19 protein-coding genes are annotated in these 15,999 nt (G+C 31.6%); all 19 read left to right on the forward strand.

All coding sequences use genetic code 11. The features are described 5' to 3' along the window. The first annotated feature begins 71 nt into the window (after nt 1-71). The 19 genes from AB5359_RS01860 to AB5359_RS01950 all read left to right on the forward strand — a co-directional run bounded on the left by AB5359_RS01860 (nt 72) and on the right by AB5359_RS01950 (nt 15,998). Nucleotides 72-797, forward strand: a complete 726-nt coding sequence (locus AB5359_RS01860; RefSeq protein WP_048686529.1) for a hypothetical protein — start codon at nt 72-74, stop codon at nt 795-797. Nucleotides 798-1,240: 443 nt separating this feature from the next. Continuing rightward, nucleotides 1,241-2,566: a reverse transcriptase domain-containing protein gene (locus AB5359_RS01865; RefSeq protein ID WP_048686531.1), complete on the forward strand. Its 1,326-nt coding sequence runs from the start codon at nt 1,241-1,243 to the stop codon at nt 2,564-2,566. A gap of 122 nt (nt 2,567-2,688) precedes the next feature. Beyond that, nucleotides 2,689-3,738: a DNA cytosine methyltransferase gene (locus tag AB5359_RS01870; RefSeq protein ID WP_048686533.1), complete on the forward strand. Its 1,050-nt coding sequence runs from the start codon at nt 2,689-2,691 to the stop codon at nt 3,736-3,738. Then, nucleotides 3,725-4,819, forward strand: coding sequence for a DUF262 domain-containing protein (locus AB5359_RS01875; protein WP_053091172.1), 1,095 nt, complete (start codon nt 3,725-3,727; stop codon nt 4,817-4,819). Before AB5359_RS01870 ends, AB5359_RS01875 begins: the two co-directional genes overlap by 14 nt. After that, nucleotides 4,819-5,508 carry an MAE_28990/MAE_18760 family HEPN-like nuclease gene (locus tag AB5359_RS01880; RefSeq protein WP_077410420.1) on the forward strand — a complete coding sequence of 230 codons (690 nt, stop codon included), beginning with the start codon at nt 4,819-4,821 and terminating at the stop codon, nt 5,506-5,508. The genes AB5359_RS01875 and AB5359_RS01880 overlap by 1 nt, the downstream gene beginning before the upstream one ends. 559 nt (nt 5,509-6,067) lie before the next feature. Beyond that, complete coding sequence (locus AB5359_RS01885) at nt 6,068-7,243, forward strand: methyltransferase domain-containing protein (protein WP_048686536.1); 1,176 nt, start codon at nt 6,068-6,070, stop codon at nt 7,241-7,243. A gap of 74 nt (nt 7,244-7,317) precedes the next feature. Then, a complete protein-coding gene (gene rfbB / locus AB5359_RS01890; RefSeq protein WP_048686538.1) occupies nt 7,318-8,355 on the forward strand; it encodes a dTDP-glucose 4,6-dehydratase in 1,038 nt (345 codons plus the stop codon). Between the two features lie 6 nt (nt 8,356-8,361). Beyond that, nucleotides 8,362-9,246, forward strand: a complete 885-nt coding sequence (rfbA, locus tag AB5359_RS01895) for a glucose-1-phosphate thymidylyltransferase RfbA (protein ID WP_048686541.1) — start codon at nt 8,362-8,364, stop codon at nt 9,244-9,246. Nucleotides 9,247-9,278: 32 nt separating this feature from the next. Further along, nucleotides 9,279-9,887: a dTDP-4-dehydrorhamnose 3,5-epimerase gene (rfbC, locus tag AB5359_RS01900; protein ID WP_003647168.1), complete on the forward strand. Its 609-nt coding sequence runs from the start codon at nt 9,279-9,281 to the stop codon at nt 9,885-9,887. Nucleotides 9,888-9,903: 16 nt separating this feature from the next. Then, entirely contained in the window at nt 9,904-10,890 is a 987-nt protein-coding gene (gene rfbD / locus AB5359_RS01905) for a dTDP-4-dehydrorhamnose reductase (protein WP_048686543.1), read from the forward strand. Nucleotides 10,891-11,074: 184 nt separating this feature from the next. Next, entirely contained in the window at nt 11,075-11,308 is a 234-nt protein-coding gene (locus AB5359_RS01910) for a hypothetical protein (protein WP_048686544.1), read from the forward strand. Nucleotides 11,309-11,446: 138 nt separating this feature from the next. After that, nucleotides 11,447-11,707, forward strand: a complete 261-nt coding sequence (locus AB5359_RS01915) for a hypothetical protein (protein ID WP_048686545.1) — start codon at nt 11,447-11,449, stop codon at nt 11,705-11,707. A gap of 379 nt (nt 11,708-12,086) precedes the next feature. Beyond that, complete coding sequence (locus AB5359_RS01920; protein ID WP_048686549.1) at nt 12,087-12,443, forward strand: hypothetical protein; 357 nt, start codon at nt 12,087-12,089, stop codon at nt 12,441-12,443. A 4-nt stretch (nt 12,444-12,447) separates the two neighbouring features. Further along, nucleotides 12,448-13,002 carry a helix-turn-helix domain-containing protein gene (locus AB5359_RS01925; RefSeq protein ID WP_065425546.1) on the forward strand — a complete coding sequence of 185 codons (555 nt, stop codon included), beginning with the start codon at nt 12,448-12,450 and terminating at the stop codon, nt 13,000-13,002. After that, complete coding sequence (locus AB5359_RS01930) at nt 13,002-13,412, forward strand: protein-export chaperone SecB (protein ID WP_048686551.1); 411 nt, start codon at nt 13,002-13,004, stop codon at nt 13,410-13,412. Before AB5359_RS01925 ends, AB5359_RS01930 begins: the two co-directional genes overlap by 1 nt. A 298-nt stretch (nt 13,413-13,710) precedes the next feature. After that, nucleotides 13,711-13,896, forward strand: a complete 186-nt coding sequence (locus AB5359_RS01935; RefSeq protein WP_048686553.1) for a hypothetical protein — start codon at nt 13,711-13,713, stop codon at nt 13,894-13,896. A 195-nt stretch (nt 13,897-14,091) separates the two neighbouring features. Beyond that, complete coding sequence (locus AB5359_RS01940) at nt 14,092-14,397, forward strand: PTS lactose transporter subunit IIB (RefSeq protein ID WP_048686555.1); 306 nt, start codon at nt 14,092-14,094, stop codon at nt 14,395-14,397. A 20-nt stretch (nt 14,398-14,417) separates the two neighbouring features. Then, nucleotides 14,418-15,647: a PTS sugar transporter subunit IIC gene (locus AB5359_RS01945; protein ID WP_048686557.1), complete on the forward strand. Its 1,230-nt coding sequence runs from the start codon at nt 14,418-14,420 to the stop codon at nt 15,645-15,647. Nucleotides 15,648-15,659: 12 nt separating this feature from the next. After that, nucleotides 15,660-15,998, forward strand: a complete 339-nt coding sequence (locus AB5359_RS01950; protein WP_048686559.1) for a PTS lactose/cellobiose transporter subunit IIA — start codon at nt 15,660-15,662, stop codon at nt 15,996-15,998. The last annotated feature ends 1 nt before the right edge of the window (nt 15,999 follow it).

Below are 15,999 nucleotides of genomic sequence, written 5' to 3' on the forward strand. Positions count from 1 at the left end.
TGTCGAATAGTAAGTAGCAATTCTGTTAAAAAAGAATTAATTAAGGTGAGAAGGTTACAGAGGGAAATAATATGGGTACTAGTGAAAGAGATATAAAAAAGTATTTGAAAGTAGGAGATAATTTTGAAAATGTTAGACAATTACAAAATTATAAACTTACTTTTCAGAAAGGAAATTATTTTTTTGTGGAAGAGGCCGACTGTAGAGATAATACAAAAAATCAGAGTAACATAATAAGAGCAATTCTTACCTCCACTAATAATAAAAATGATATAAAATTAAAAAATCAGCGTCAGAAAATAAAAAATAAATTTGATCCTTTTGATTGTGGTCACCTTTTAGCTGTTGAATTAATCAAATATTTAAATATATGTGATATGTGTAAAAAAGAGTTAGTAGTCAACGAATATAACTTATTTCCTCAATTCCCTCGTGCTAATCGAAATGAAAAGGAAAATATTGGACAAGCTAGGTTTGAAAACTGGTTAATGAGCTATATTAAAACCAATAAGAATGATTCAATTTACTATGAAGTAGAAAAAATATACCGAGACGATTGCTCTAAAAATGGAATTCCAATTGGTACTCGTTTGTTAGCTCGTAAAAATGATGCACAGAATGATAAAAATTTAGAATGGAAACCAGATGAAAAATTAAAATTACCATTTCATGTTTTTATTCCTAACTATCAGGTGAAATCAGATAATATCGAAGGATTTAAAGATAAATATTGTGTGGAGAATTTAGAAAAAGCAAAAATTGATATTTATCATGATGCAAGTAGTGTATTAAAATAGTAAAAAATATTTAAAATATGGTAACAGATACTTTAAATAATATTTTTCATAAATACTCTTGATAAATTTAAATTTTATTTATATCATAGTATTTGCGTTATGATGAAATTAGGCATAACGGAGAAGGATTGTAGTCAAGACCTTGGCACAGAATTTATTAGTAATATTAATAATAAATTCAGTTCCAAGCTCGGCAGCTTGTGAATATATTTCTAAATCGGTTGTTGACCCTACTGCACTAATGAGTAGTAGGAATAATTCAACATATTGTGATGAAATCATAGTAACTCCTTTCGGCTTCATTATATCGTGAAGTGTGATGACATGACAGAGTAGCTATAATTCAGCTAGTATTGTGTCATGAATTATAAGTTTTTTGTACCCACTGGTTAGGAACGCTACTCTCCGTTGCCAGTGGGTATCGTCATTTGTAGAGGTAATTTATGGATATAGATGCGTGGTTTAAAGATCAAAAAATATTAGAGAAGAGTAAAAGAAGATATGTTCATTTTGATCTTCGAACCGATTTAGTTAAGTGTAGGAAATATATTACTAATCCGAAAAAAATTGCACAGCATGGTTTCTATCCTTTTATAAAATATGATCTTGAATATCATAAGTATAATAGAGTAGAAGGAAAAAAGATCAAAAAACGTACCATTTGCTATGCAGCCCATATTGATAGTTGTATTTTTCAGTATTATAGTTTTTTAGTCAATATAAAGTATAATTCTCGTTTGAAACAAGATAATATCCATGAGGTTCCTATTGCTTATCGAACGGATTTACATACAGAGACTATTTCTGAATTTAAAAAGATCTATAAATTTATGATCCAACACCCTTCCTCTTATGTCATGATTGGTGATTTTACTAGCTTTTTTGACAAAATCAATCATCAATATTTAAAAGAGCGATTATGCGATTTACTACAGGTGGATAGACTTAGTCCAGACTATTATGCAATATTTAAACGAATTACCAATTATGATTATTGGGATTTGAAAGACTTATATAAGTTGAATAACCTTGATTCAACTAATAGAAAAGACAAGTTTGAACTAAATTCAAAGCTAAGAATTCTATCTCCAAGTGATTATAAAAAAAATCGATCACATATTAAGTGTCATAAAGATAATAAAGGAATTCCACAGGGTTCAGCGATTAGTGCGTGTTTAGCAAATGTGTATATGTTAGAAATTGATAAAATGATCAATAGATTTGTAGTAGCGCATGGTGGTATTTATAGAAGATATAGTGACGATTTTATAATTACTCTACCTACAGATACTAGTTTAATAAATGATGTTGAAAAAATAATTCTAAAATTTGAGGATTTTAAGAATAAGGATATTTTGGAGTTGCAGCCGGAAAAGACACAAGTTTATAAATTGCAAAATCATTCTGTAGTAAATATTGGTCATCTTTTTACCCCAAAATTGAATGAAAAGTATAAAACAATTAATTTTATTGGATTTACTTTTGATGGAAGTTCAATAACGGTTCGCGATAAAACGACAAGTAAATATTATTATCGAATGCATCATAAAGCTAAAGGAATTGCTCACCAATATTGGCGAGGTAAGGGATACCAAGGGTCCGATAATTTATATCGTTTATATTCTCCAAATGGACAGTATGGAAGAGGTAATTATTTTACTTATTTAAGTAGGGTCCAAAATGCTTTTCCGAAACATGCAATTATGATTCCAGAAAATAGAATTATGACGAAGATTAGGCTAACTTTGAAGAAGAATAGGTGGGGATAATGGTGAAACTTGAAATAAAACTTTTTTACATTTAGAGTTAATGTTATAAGTACATTGTTTATTTATTTTTGTGATCTATTAAAGATATGGTAAAATTGGTCATTAAATATTAAGGTGAGAAAATGAAAGTGAATGCGGTTGATCTATTTTGTGGAGTTGGAGGATTAACTGCCGGTCTCCAACAAGCTGGAATTAATGTTGTAGCTGGAATTGATATAGAAGCAAAATGTAAATTTCCATATGAAAAAAATAATAATGCAAAATTTATTAATGCTGATTTGAAAGAGATACAGAGTAAATATATTAAAGATTTGTATCCTAAAGATACAGATATAACGGTACTAGCTGGGTGTGCACCTTGTCAACCATTTTCTTCATATAGCTATAGATATAAGGGATCCGATGTAACAAAAAATAAAATGGATTTACTTGATACCTTCTCTCGAATTGTGGAAGATATTGAACCAGACGTTGTATCAATGGAAAATGTGCCTCAATTGGCTAAAGAAGACATCTTCGCAAATTTTATTGCAACTTTAAAAAAATTAAACTATAAAGTAACTTGGAATATTGTGTATGCCCCAGCATATGGTGTGCCTCAAAAAAGAAAGCGGTTAGTTCTTTTAGCAAGTAAAGAATATAATATCACGCTGATATCTCCGCTGTTTTCCAAAGAAAATTATCCTACTGTAAAAGATGCGATATTTGGCCTACCCAAAATTAAAGCAGGTGAAAGTGACGCAAGAGATAAAATGCACCATTCTCCTAAATTAACAAAAATTAATCTTGAAAGAATAAAACAGTCTAAGCCAGGTGGAACATGGCATGATTGGGAAGATAAATTAATTCTGAAGGCCTATAGAAAAAAAAGTGGAGAGTCATATACATCAGTATATGGTCGAATGAAATGGGATGAACCTGCTCCAACAATAACAACTAAATTTTATGGATATGGAAATGGTAGATTTGGTCATCCAGAGCAGAATAGGGCTATTTCTTATAGAGAGGGTGCATTGCTCCAAACATTTCCAAAAACCTATAAATTTTTTAACGATAAACATCCTATTTCTGGAAAAGATTTAGGAGTAATGATAGGAAATGCAGTTCCTGTAAAATTGGGAGAGGCAATTGGTAAGAGTATTATAAAAGGTATAAATAATGAAGAAAAGTAATAAAATCACAGCAAAAAAAGTTAAGGATGCACAGCGCCAAATAGAACTTTTACAAAAACAAGTTCATTATGATACTAGAGATTATCCTATTGAATATTTGGTAAATAAATATGACGATAAAACATTCTTTGCTCCTATTTATCAGAGAATGGCTGGAGTTTGGGATTTACATAGAAAAGTTAGATTTATAGAGTCAATAATCCTTGGATATCCTATTCCATTGCTGTTTTTATCTGATGATGAAAAGAGTGGAAAATTGGAAATTGTAGATGGATTGCAACGTATATCAACTTTGTCTGATTTTTTTAATAATAAATTAATGTTACAGAAAATGGATAAATTGGATAAGCTGAATGGATTTGAATTTAAAGATTTACCAGAGAGTGAAATTTTAAGACTAAAAGCATATTCTTTAAGAGTAATTGTATTAAATAGGACTACGGATGAAGAGACTAGAATAGACTTATTCAACAGAATAAATACTTCGTCTTTAAAAGCAACTGATTCAGAGGTTAGAAGTGGAACAGAACTTTTAAATCCGTTAATGAAATTGATAAAAAAGTTAGCTAAAGATAAAAATTTTAAAAAATTGACTGATTTATCTGAACTAAAATTAAAAAGAATGGAAGATATTGAATTAATTTCAAGATTTTTTGCATATTCTCATAATTATAAGAATTTTCCGCATAGTGTTAGAGAATTTATAGATAATTATGTTTCTCAATTTAATCCTGATAATAAAGAGGTTAAGAAATTTACTAAGGCTATAGAGAAGAGTTACGAAGAAGAATTTATAAAAACTTTTAAATTTATTGATGAGAATTATCCTCAAAATATATTTAAAAATAAGAGAAATCAAACTCCTAGAGTTCGTTTTGAAGCAATTTCAGTAGGAACAAATTTAGCTTTAAAAACGAATCCAAATTTATCAGTAACTAAAAAACAGATTTTAGATTTAGTTGAAAATAAAAAATTTCAAAGATTAACTACTTCAGACGGAAGTAATAGTAAGATAAAAGTAAAAGAAAGAATTGAATATGTAAAGAAGTATCTATTAAAGGAAAGCAAGTATCAAGCATAATGGAAGATCTAAGTTTTAAAGAAAGAGTTGAGGAACTAAATTTTTACATTAAATCTATAAAAAGGCTAGATGAAATTCTTAATTATGAGCGTGATAAAGAATTAAATAAAAAATTTAATAGTTTGAGCAAAAATTATAATGCTAGTAACTTAGTAGTAATATTAAAATCAAACGCGTGTATGATGATGTATAATCTTGTAGAAGCTACTATTAAGTCTTTAATTGCAAATATATATACAGATATAAATTTAACTAGACTAAAATATAATGAGCTGAATGAAAAATACAGAACCATTATAAAAAATTATAAATTTAACAATAACAGTGCTGAAAAAATAAAAGAATCAGCTACTGACTTGATTAATAATATTTTAAATGATGAGTATATGATATTTGAAGTTTCTAATTTCAAGTTATCTGGTAATGCTGATTTGCGAAAGATAAAAGAAGTTTTAGAAAGACATAGTATAGATTTAAATAATAAGCAAATACAAAAATATGGATCTCCATTAGTTTTTATAAAAAATACAAGAAATAGTTTAGCACACGGTTCAAGAACATTTACAACTATAGGAAGTCAAATAACTATTTCTGATATAGAAAAAGATACAAACGATATAATAAATTTTTTGATATACTTAATAGATCAAACTAATGATTTTATTGCTAGCAAGGGATATAGAGTATAAAACCAGAATGAATTGGTAGGAATAGTCCAATTATTAAAATGTAAGATTTGAATAATTTTAATAGATGAACTAATACTTTAATTTTTCAATATTTAAATTACATATAGGTAATAGCTATATTGAAACAGAAGATAAGGCTTAGAATACACTAATTTAATTGATAAAAATGGTATTGCAGGCTGTTCCCTATTTTTGTACACAGGAGAATTGAAAGATAAAAAGTCCTATTAAAAAACAGATTTGGCTTTTTTCTCTATAAATGTTTTATCTATTATTCCTTGAACGCATATTCGATATAATTCGAATTAGTTAGGAACGAATACGCGTCTGATTATTGACAATAATTATAAAAATTATAGGATAGAGACTAAGAAAAGTGGCGGTGGACTTCTAAGTGAGGTCGTTGCAGAAAAACACCTCTATTAACAAAATAGAGGTGTTTTTGTATGTAAAAAAATTTAAACATGTTGATGAATAAATTGAGCTTTTGAAAAATCAGGGTTTAGTTTTTAAAGATTTGAATTTAGCTACCTAGATTAAAACAGTAGTGGGATTAAAAATGCAAAAATACTATACAAGTGGAGAATTTGCGAAAAAGGCACATGTGTCGATTCGTACAATTCGCTATTATGATCAAAAAAATTTATTAAAGCCATCAACGCATACTACAAGTGGTGCTAGACGGTATACTGATAATGATTTTGCAAAGTTGCAACAAATTCTTCTATTGAAATACCTAGGATTTTCTCTAAGCGATATTAGAGAGATGACTTTAGGTTCAGGAGACAGGCAGCTACTGCTTGATTCACTGCAAATTCAAAAAAGACTGGTAGAAGAGCGACTTAAAGAAATGCAAAATGTGGCAACTGCTATTGATTCTACGAGTAGCACCTTAAAAGCTGGTCAAGAAGTTGACTGGAGAAAAATGTTAAATTTAATTCATTTAACTTCAATGAATCAGTCTTTAAGTACGCAATATCAGAATGCTTCAAATATTTCTGCCCGAATTAGGCTGCACCGAGATTATTCTCTCAATAAAGAGGGATGGTTCCATTGGCTGTTTAACCAACTTAACTTAAAGCCAGGGATGAAGATTCTTGAATTGGGCGCTGGCAATGGTGCTTTATGGTCTCAGAATTTAGATAAACTGCCAAATAGTTTAACAATAGTTTTATCCGATATTTCAGAGGGAATCTTAGCAGATGCTAAGAATGAAATTGGCGATAATTCTGAATTTCAATATGCAGTTTTTGATGCTCAAAAGATTCCTTTCGCTGATAATACTTTTGACTTGGTGATTGCTAATCACATGCTCTTTTATTGTGACAATATTCCAAAGACTTTAAAAGAAGTTCGCCGGGTAATGAAAAAGGGCGCATCTTTTGCCTGTGCAACTTATTCAAAGCGCCATATGCATGAAATCACTGATTTAGTTCAAGAATTTAATCCTGAAATAGTTTTATCTTCTACAAATCTATATGATCGTTTTGGTCTTGATAATGGTGAAGAAATTTTAAGTAAAGATTTTACAGACGTTTCTTGTCATAAATATCAAGATGCAATTGAGCTATCTGAATCTACACCAGTAATTTCTTACATTTTATCCTGTCATGGTAATCAGAATGAGCTTCTGATTGACCATTATGATGAATTTAAAGACTATGTTAAAAATAAAGTGAAAAACGGTTTCTATATTACTAAGGATGCCGGATACTTTCATTGTAAGAAAGCATAGTCTTTTTTATTTAGAACTTGAAGGTGACGTAACGTAATGCTGTATACTTCAAATGAGTTTAAGAGGAGACTAATATGAAAGTTATTGTTACTGGTGGTGCCGGTTTTATCGGTTCAAACTTTATTTTTTACATGTTAAAGCAACATCCTGACTATGAAATTATCTGTTTAGATAGTTTGACTTATGCAGGTAACTTATCTACTTTGAAGGATGTTATGGATAATCCTAACTTCAAGTTTGTTAAGTTAGATATTCGTGACCGTGAGGGTGTTTACAAGTTATTTGAAGAAGAAAAGCCTGACATAGTAGTTAACTTTGCTGCTGAAAGTCACGTTGACCGTTCTATCGAAAACCCAGAAATTTTCTTAGAAACTAACATTATTGGTACCTCTGTTCTGATGGATGCTTGCCGTAAGTACGGTATCAAGCGTTTCCACCAAGTATCAACTGATGAAGTATATGGTGACTTACCATTAGATCGTCCAGATCTTTTCTTCCACGAAGATACTCCGCTTCATACTTCAAGCCCATACTCATCAAGTAAGGCGAGTGCAGACTTATTGGTTGGTGCATATGGTAGAACTTTCCACCTGCCAGTAACTATTTCACGTTGTTCTAACAACTATGGTCCATATCAATTCCCTGAAAAATTGATTCCTTTGATGATTCAAAGAGCCTTAAACAATGAAAAATTGCCAGTTTACGGTGATGGTGAGAACGTTCGTGATTGGTTATACGTTGAAGATCACTGCAAGGCAATTGATCTTATCTTAGAAAAAGGTACTCCAGGCGAAGTCTACAATATTGGTGGACACAATGAAATGCACAACATTGATATTGTTAAGCTTATCTGCGATTACTTAGACAAGCCTTACTCATTAATTGAACACGTCACTGACCGTAAGGGACATGATCGTCGCTACGCAATTGATCCTGAAAAGATTCACAATGAATTAGGTTGGTTTCCAGAAACTATGTTTAAAGCCGGTATCAAGAAGACTATTCAATGGTACCTCGACAACAAAGAATGGTGGGAAAACATCATTTCTGGTGATTACCAAAACTACTACGACGAAATGTACGGCAAGAAGCAAGTTTTAGATAAGGACTAATTCAGCATGAAGGGAATTATTTTAGCAGGCGGTTCAGGTACTCGTTTATATCCATTGACTTTAGTAACCAGTAAACAATTATTGCCAGTTTACGACAAGCCAATGATTTATTACCCATTATCTACCTTAATGTTAGCTGGTATTAAGGATATTTTAGTTATTTCTACTCCAGCTGATACTCCACGATTTAAGGAGTTATTAGGTGATGGTTCACAATTTGGAATTAACCTTTCTTATAAAGTACAACCAACACCAGATGGCTTAGCACAAGCATTTACTTTGGGCGAGGATTTCATTAATGGTGAACCTTGTGCCATGGTCTTAGGTGACAATATTTTTTACGGAAACGGTTTTACTGATTTACTTAAGAATGCTGCCGAAGATGCACAAAAGGGTAAGGCGACGGTATTTGGTTACTATGTAAATGATCCTGAACGTTTTGGTGTAGTTGACTTTGATAAAAATGGTAATGCAGTTTCTATCGAAGAAAAACCAGAATACCCAAAGAGTAATTACGCTGTAACTGGTCTTTACTTCTACCCAGCTGGAGTAAGTGAAAAAGCTGCTCAAGTTAAGCCAAGTGCACGTGGCGAAGTGGAGATTACTAGTTTAAACGATATGTACTTGCAAGATGGCGACTTATGTGTACAACTTTTAGGTCGTGGTTATGCATGGCTTGACACTGGTACAATGCAAAGCCTTGTTGACGCTGCTAATTATGTAAAAACTATTCAAGATAGACAGGGGATTACTTTTTCTGCTCCTGAAGAAATTGCCTATGTACATGGCTGGATTGATAAGGATCAACTCCTTGAAGCAGCAAAGCACTATGGTAAGAGTCCATACGGCAAGCACTTAAAGTCAGTTGCTGAAGGTAAAGTTCGTTATTAATATTTTTAATTAAAGAAAGAAGCTTTTTAAAAATGGGACAAATTAAAGTTGAAAAAAATGTTGGTGGCATTGAAGGTTTAGCAGTTATTACACCAACTGTTCATGGAGACGATCGTGGCTACTTCATGGAAACTTTTAACCAAAGAGACATGATGGATGCTGGCTTTAGCATTAACTTTGTTCAAGATAACCAATCAAGTTCAACTAAGGGTGTGCTTCGTGGTTTACACTTCCAAAAGAAGTACCCACAAATTAAATTAGTTCGCGCAGTTCGTGGTAGCGTATTTGATGTTGCTGTTGACCTTCGTAGTGAATCTAAGACTTATGGTAAATGGTACGGTGTTGAATTAACTGCAGAAAACAAGAAACAATTCTTAATTCCACAAGGCTTTGCTCATGGTTTCCTTGTTTTAAGTGATGTAGCAGAATTTTGTTACAAAGTTAATGACTTCTGGCACCCAAACGATGAAGGTGGTATGGCTTGGAACGATCCTGAAATTGGCATTGAATGGCCACACCTTAAAGGCGATTACCCGGGTAGTCCAGATGCTTCTGGTTACACTCTTGATGATGGTACCAAGCTCAACATGGCTGAACGTGATCAAGAATGGAAGGGCTTAAAGGATACTTTTAAGTTTTAATTAGTGAGGTAAATGAATGAAAGTTTTTGTAACTGGCGTTAATGGTCAACTTGGCCATGACGTAATGAATGAACTTGCTAAGCGTGGTTATGAAGGTGTAGGTTCTGACTTGGCACCTGAATATGCTGGTGTTGCTGACGGAAGCAGCGTTACCAAGGCACCTTATGTTTCTTTAGATATTACTGATGCGAAAGCCGTAGACAAGGTTATTTCTGAAGTAAATCCTGATGTTATTGTTCACTGTGCTGCTTGGACTGCAGTTGATATGGCTGAAGATGACGACAAGGTTGCAGCTGTTCGCAAAGTTAACGTTGACGGAACTCAAAACATCGCTAACGTTGCAAAGAAATTAGATGCACCAATGGTTTACTTGTCAACTGACTATGTCTTCGATGGTCAGGGAACTACCCCTTGGGAACCAGACTTTAAGGGCTATAAGCCTTTGAATGTTTATGGTGAAACTAAGCTTGGCGGGGAAGAAGCTGTTGCTAATACTTTAGACAAGTATTTCATTGTTAGAATTGCTTGGGTATTCGGTGTAAATGGCTCAAACTTTATCAAGACTATGCTTAAGGTTGGGTCAAATCACGATGAAGTTAAGGTTGTTAGTGATCAAATTGGTACCCCAACTTATACTTTTGACTTATCTCGTCTTTTGTTAGATATGATTGAAACTGATAAATATGGCTACTACCACGCAACTAATTCGGAACTACCAGCAACTGAAAGTGGCTATGACGAAAATGGTACTAAGACTGGTTATATTTCTTGGTACGATTTCACTAAAGAAATTTATCGTCAAGCTGGCTACAAGACAAAGGTTACTCCTGTAACTACTGAAGAATATGGCTTATCTAAGGCAGTTCGTCCATTTAACTCTCGTTTAGACAAGAGCAAGTTAGAAGAAAATGGTTTCAAGCCACTTCCAACTTGGACTGATGCGATTAGTCGTTACTTAGATATCTTAAAAGATGACGGCTTCTTTGATGATTTGAAGAAGTAGACTTTTTTAATTGAATAATACCGAATTGAAATGGGACTAAGCGTTTTGAAGCTTAGTTCTTTTTTGATAACTGTATTAAATATAAGTTTAAGGAATTTATGATGTTGAAATAACTAAAGTTCAAAGTAAAGATGGAGATTTTATCTTAAAAGGAAAAACGGATGCGCCAGATGGTAGTAAAATTTTGGCGCAGGGGACATATGATAAAGAAGAGAATGAAACGTCTGCAACCGATGATGACAATTATGCAAAAGTAAAAGATCATAAATTTACAATTCAGTTAGATACTAATAATTCAACTAAGGAAGAAATTGAAAAAGGACTGAAAATTAAAGTTAAGGTTATTGCTATAGAAAAATATTCGACGGCATTTAAGGATTATTATCTAACTAAAAGGGTACGAAAAATAATAGCCTAAGAAATTGATCCTAGTACTTTAACGGTTGATAGTAAATTAGCTGACTATTATATTAATGACGAAGATGATTCTGATGAAACGGACGATTCAGACAGTGATGACTCAGATAGCCATTCCGCAGATACAAAAAATGAGAAGTTGGATGCAAAATCTGAAGATAAGTCAGAGACTAAAGCAGAAGATAAAGAGACATCAAAGTCGGATAATTCAGATGCTTCCAGTGAAAATGATAAATCTCAATTAAATGATGATCGCTCTTCAAAGAATGATAATACTGAAGGAACTACTGATAATTCCAGCCAAACACAAGATGGATATAATATGAATTCAGAAAATGCAGTGTATTTTGATTCTGAAGAAGAAGCTCAGGCTGCAGGATTTGTCCGATCCAAAAGATAATGGAGTCCACTTTAAATGGTGATAACTACTAATCTATAGTTTAGTAGTTTCGAGAACGATTATTATGTACCATATTAGATAATTTTCTAATTGCTATGTGATTATAAAGATGGGGTATGTCTTACGACATATCCTATTTTTCGTTTACAATATTATAAGCAGATAGGAATTGAGTAAATAAAAATAGTTGCTTAATTCTTTTTTACGATAAAAGTTGGAATTTAAAATTATGGGGATAAAAAATTTTAAGAATGTAGTGTGTTCGAGTCGAATATAGGAAAATAATGTGAATCTATTATCTTTTGTACTATATTTATATTGTATTGTATAATTATTGTAGCTCCTGAGCTACAATAATTATGAGAGAAGGTTGAAGGAGGTGTCTTCTTCAAAAGATGAAATTGAAAAAATCATTCAAGACATTAAAAGTCGAAGAGACAGTTGGTTACTTAGTCGAAGAAGGAAAAATATTGTAACCTTAACAGAATTAGGGCTAGATCAAGAAGAAATATTTGAAATAATTATTGAGAATTTATCATGGACTGATTATGTACAAGGACCAGAACTGGATGATCATGAACCATCAATTCCTGGAAACATTTGGATATTTGGCCTAAATATAGAAAATAATGAATTATATTTAAAATTTCAGGATCGTCCAACAGGTATTGTAGTTTGGATTTCAATTCATAAGGCGGCATACAGACTGAACTATCCCTATAAATTAGGAGAATAAAGTAATGAAAAAGAAATTTTATAATCCAGAAATGAATACTGTTGATATATATGAGGAAGTTTGGATAGTAGAAAAAATTAATATTAAAGATGAAAAAAATTTATTAGTAAAAAATCATTATTGGAGAGATAAGTTTGGAGAATTATGGGCTGATTTTGACAATCCAATGGAAAATGTTTATCGAGGTTTTGAAGCATATAGAACAAGAAAAGGTTTTTTATCTCCAGAACAAATTAAAAAAATTCGAAATAGTGTAAATATGTCTGTTAGAGAATTTGCTGATGCACTGGGGATAAGTTCATCTACTTTAACCAAAATAGAAAATAATCATCGAATTCAGACTAAATATCAAGATCAACTTTTTAAACTAGTAAATTTAAATAAGAATAAGTTTCTTCAAGAGATTGAAAAAATAGACGAAATTAATAAAACTTTAGAAGAAATAAATACTGCGATAGATGAGCAAAAATATATTATAGAAAATAATTATTATAGTAAATTTAATTTTGATGAAGATTATAAAGTTAAAGTTGATAAAAGCATTGGAGTAGTTGCATAATGGCTATTTTAGAATTTAAAAATTATATAGTTAATAATATGTCATATATAAAGAATAAAAATTTTGATAGGCAGGATAATGAGATAAATTTAAAACCTATAATTAGTGCTGATTTTAATAGAAAAGATGATACTATCGATGTTAAATTGACTGTTTTAATTGGTTCATTAGAAGATAAAAAGATGCCTTTTAAAATTGAATGTGAGGTAGTAGGAGAATTTAAATATAATGCTGATAAAAATGATACAAAAATATCTGAAGAGGCAATTATAAAGAATAATACTGTTGCTATTCTTTATCCATATATTAGACAATTAATATCTTCTCTGACTCAACAATCTAATGAATATCCTAGTTATATTCTTCCAACTATTAATGTAGCCAAGGTCTTGAAGGAAAAAGATAAATAGACATTGGAATTTGAGAGAATTTTATTTATTAATTATTGAGAAAAATAGTAATGATACTTATTCTTAATTGGGTTGAAATATCATCGCTAGTTTTTAGATGTTAATCAAGCTTATTGCGTAATTTTTTATTTCTACCTAAAGTAAAGTTACTGATATCCTTGACTAAGGGTAGAAAATATGACTGATTCATTTGTTCGGACATTATAAACACTATTGATGATATAATTAACTTATAGATAGTGCGGTGGAGTAGCTATTTATAAAGGCCAAAAGTGCTCTATAGAAAATAGAGGTAGTTATGAAAAAAGTAGTATTAATTTCTACCATCCTAGCAATTATTGCAATGACGACATTATTAATTACACATACTTTGATTTGTGGAAATACTGCGGATGATGGGGCAGCATGTGGCACACGTACAACTACTATTATTTATAAGAACGGAACGAAAAAAATTATTAAAGAAACTGGTTGCAAAGTATAAATAATATATGTCAAATAATCTAAATTGTGAGACAAATCATGATATTGTCATATTATGATTTGTCTCTTTTTTGCATCCTTTTCAAACTAATTTTCACCCCTACGGTGCAAAAGTGTATTTTAAATGTAAGCGCTTGTTTAATATTATATAAGTGTCAAGAGAAATAAAAATAAAGTATTAATGGAGGATTTAAAAATGACTAAGAATGTTTTATTAGTATGTGGTTCAGGTGCATCATCAGGTTTTATGGCTGCTAACATGAGAAAAGCAGCAAAGAAAGCCGGTTTAGATTACAAGATTCAGGCTCGGAGTGAAGCAGAATTAGGTGACTATGCAGATCAGATTGACGCTTTAATGGTAGGACCTCACTTAAAAGCAGAATTTGATGCAATCAAGGCACAAGTGCCTGATAAGGTAAAAGTAATTTTAATGAAGCCAGATTATTATTCAATATTAGATGGCAAAGCAGCAGTTGAAGACTTACAAAGTCAGCTAAGTTAAATTCATAAGAGGTAAATAAAATGAACGGTTTTATGAATTTTCTAAATACTAAATTTGCACCCAGAGCGCAGAAGATAGCTAACAACGGTTGGATTGTAACCATAAAAAATTCTATTTTGGAAGTACTTCCATTTATTTTTGTTGGTTCGTTCATTACTTTATTAAATATTCCACTTAATTTTTGGAAGTGGTGGCCAAATTTAGCACCAATTAGTAGCTTTACATTTGGTTTAGTTTCAATTTTTATTGCTTTTCTATTTCCATTTAATTTCATGGAGCATATGAAATTAAACAAGCAAAGAATCATAGCAGGACTGTCATCAGTCGCTTTATTCTTAATGCTCGCTAATCCAACTTGGGATAAGAGCGGATCAATTATTTCTTACCAATTTTCCGAACTCGGTGCTGGTGGTATGTTTGTTGCCTTAGTTGTAGGTATTTATACTGCTCTAATTATGGAAGCATTCGGTAAATTTTCATTTTTTAGCGATGACACGTCGATGCCAGACTTTGTTATTGCATGGTTTGATTCTATGCTACCAATCACAGTAGTAATCGCAACAGGTTGGTTATTGTCAGATATCTTACACTTTAACTTTTATCAATTAATTGTAAATATTTTTTCACCATTAGCTACATCGCTAGATACTTGGTGGGGATTTACCTTATTCCTGTTCTTCCAATGTTTTATTTATTCAATGGGAATTTCAGGTTGGGTTTTAGCAGCTATTGATCAACCTGTAATGCTTGCAGGAATTGCAGCTAATGCACGAGAAGTTGCTGCTGGCCATGCCGCAACTCACATCTTCACTAGCGAGTTAGTTTATAGTTTTCCATGGATTGGTGGGGTTGGTTGTACTTTACCATTGGTTTTACTAATGCTATTTGCAACTAAATCTAAGAGAATGAAGGCCCTGGGGAAAGCATGTATTTTACCTTCAATCTTTAACATTAATGAACCAGTTGTATTTGGTACCGTAGTTTGGAACCCATATTTAATGATTCCGCTTTGGATTAACGGAATCGTTTTACCATTAATTACTTCATTATGGTTTAAAGCGGGTTTGTCTCCAATTCCTCACTCTTTAATGCAAATGTGGTACATTCCATTTCCATTTGTGACTTGGATTGTTAGTCCAGCTATTAGTTCACTAATTTTATTATTAATCTTATTTGTTGTAGGTGGCCTAATTTGGTATCCATTCTTGAAGGTTTATGACAATAGTTTAATTAAAGAAGAGAAAGCATAGGGAGAGTTTAAGATGAATGAAAATGACAAATCTGTTAAAGACACCATGGAGATAATTATAAATGCTGGAGACGCTAGAGAATTAATCTCTGAAGCTTTAGACAATGTTGCAGATTTTGATTATAAGGCTGCAGAAGGAAATATGGAAAAAGCAAAGGAAAAACTAGTAATAGCTCACCGTTTACAAACAGCTAAAATTCAGCAAGAAGCAGAAGGCAAGAAAGTTGAGTATTCAGTTCTGTTCACTCATGCACAAGATACTTTAATGACTATTAATAGTGAATACAAGTTAACAGCTCATTTAATCAAGGTCTTTAAAAAGCGTGATGAAAAGGAGAAACATAATGATTAAG

The organism is Lactobacillus sp. RTP31084st1_F9_RTP31084_210423 (assembly GCF_040919545.1).
GTDB classification, from domain to species: Bacteria; Bacillota; Bacilli; order Lactobacillales; family Lactobacillaceae; genus Lactobacillus; species Lactobacillus paragasseri.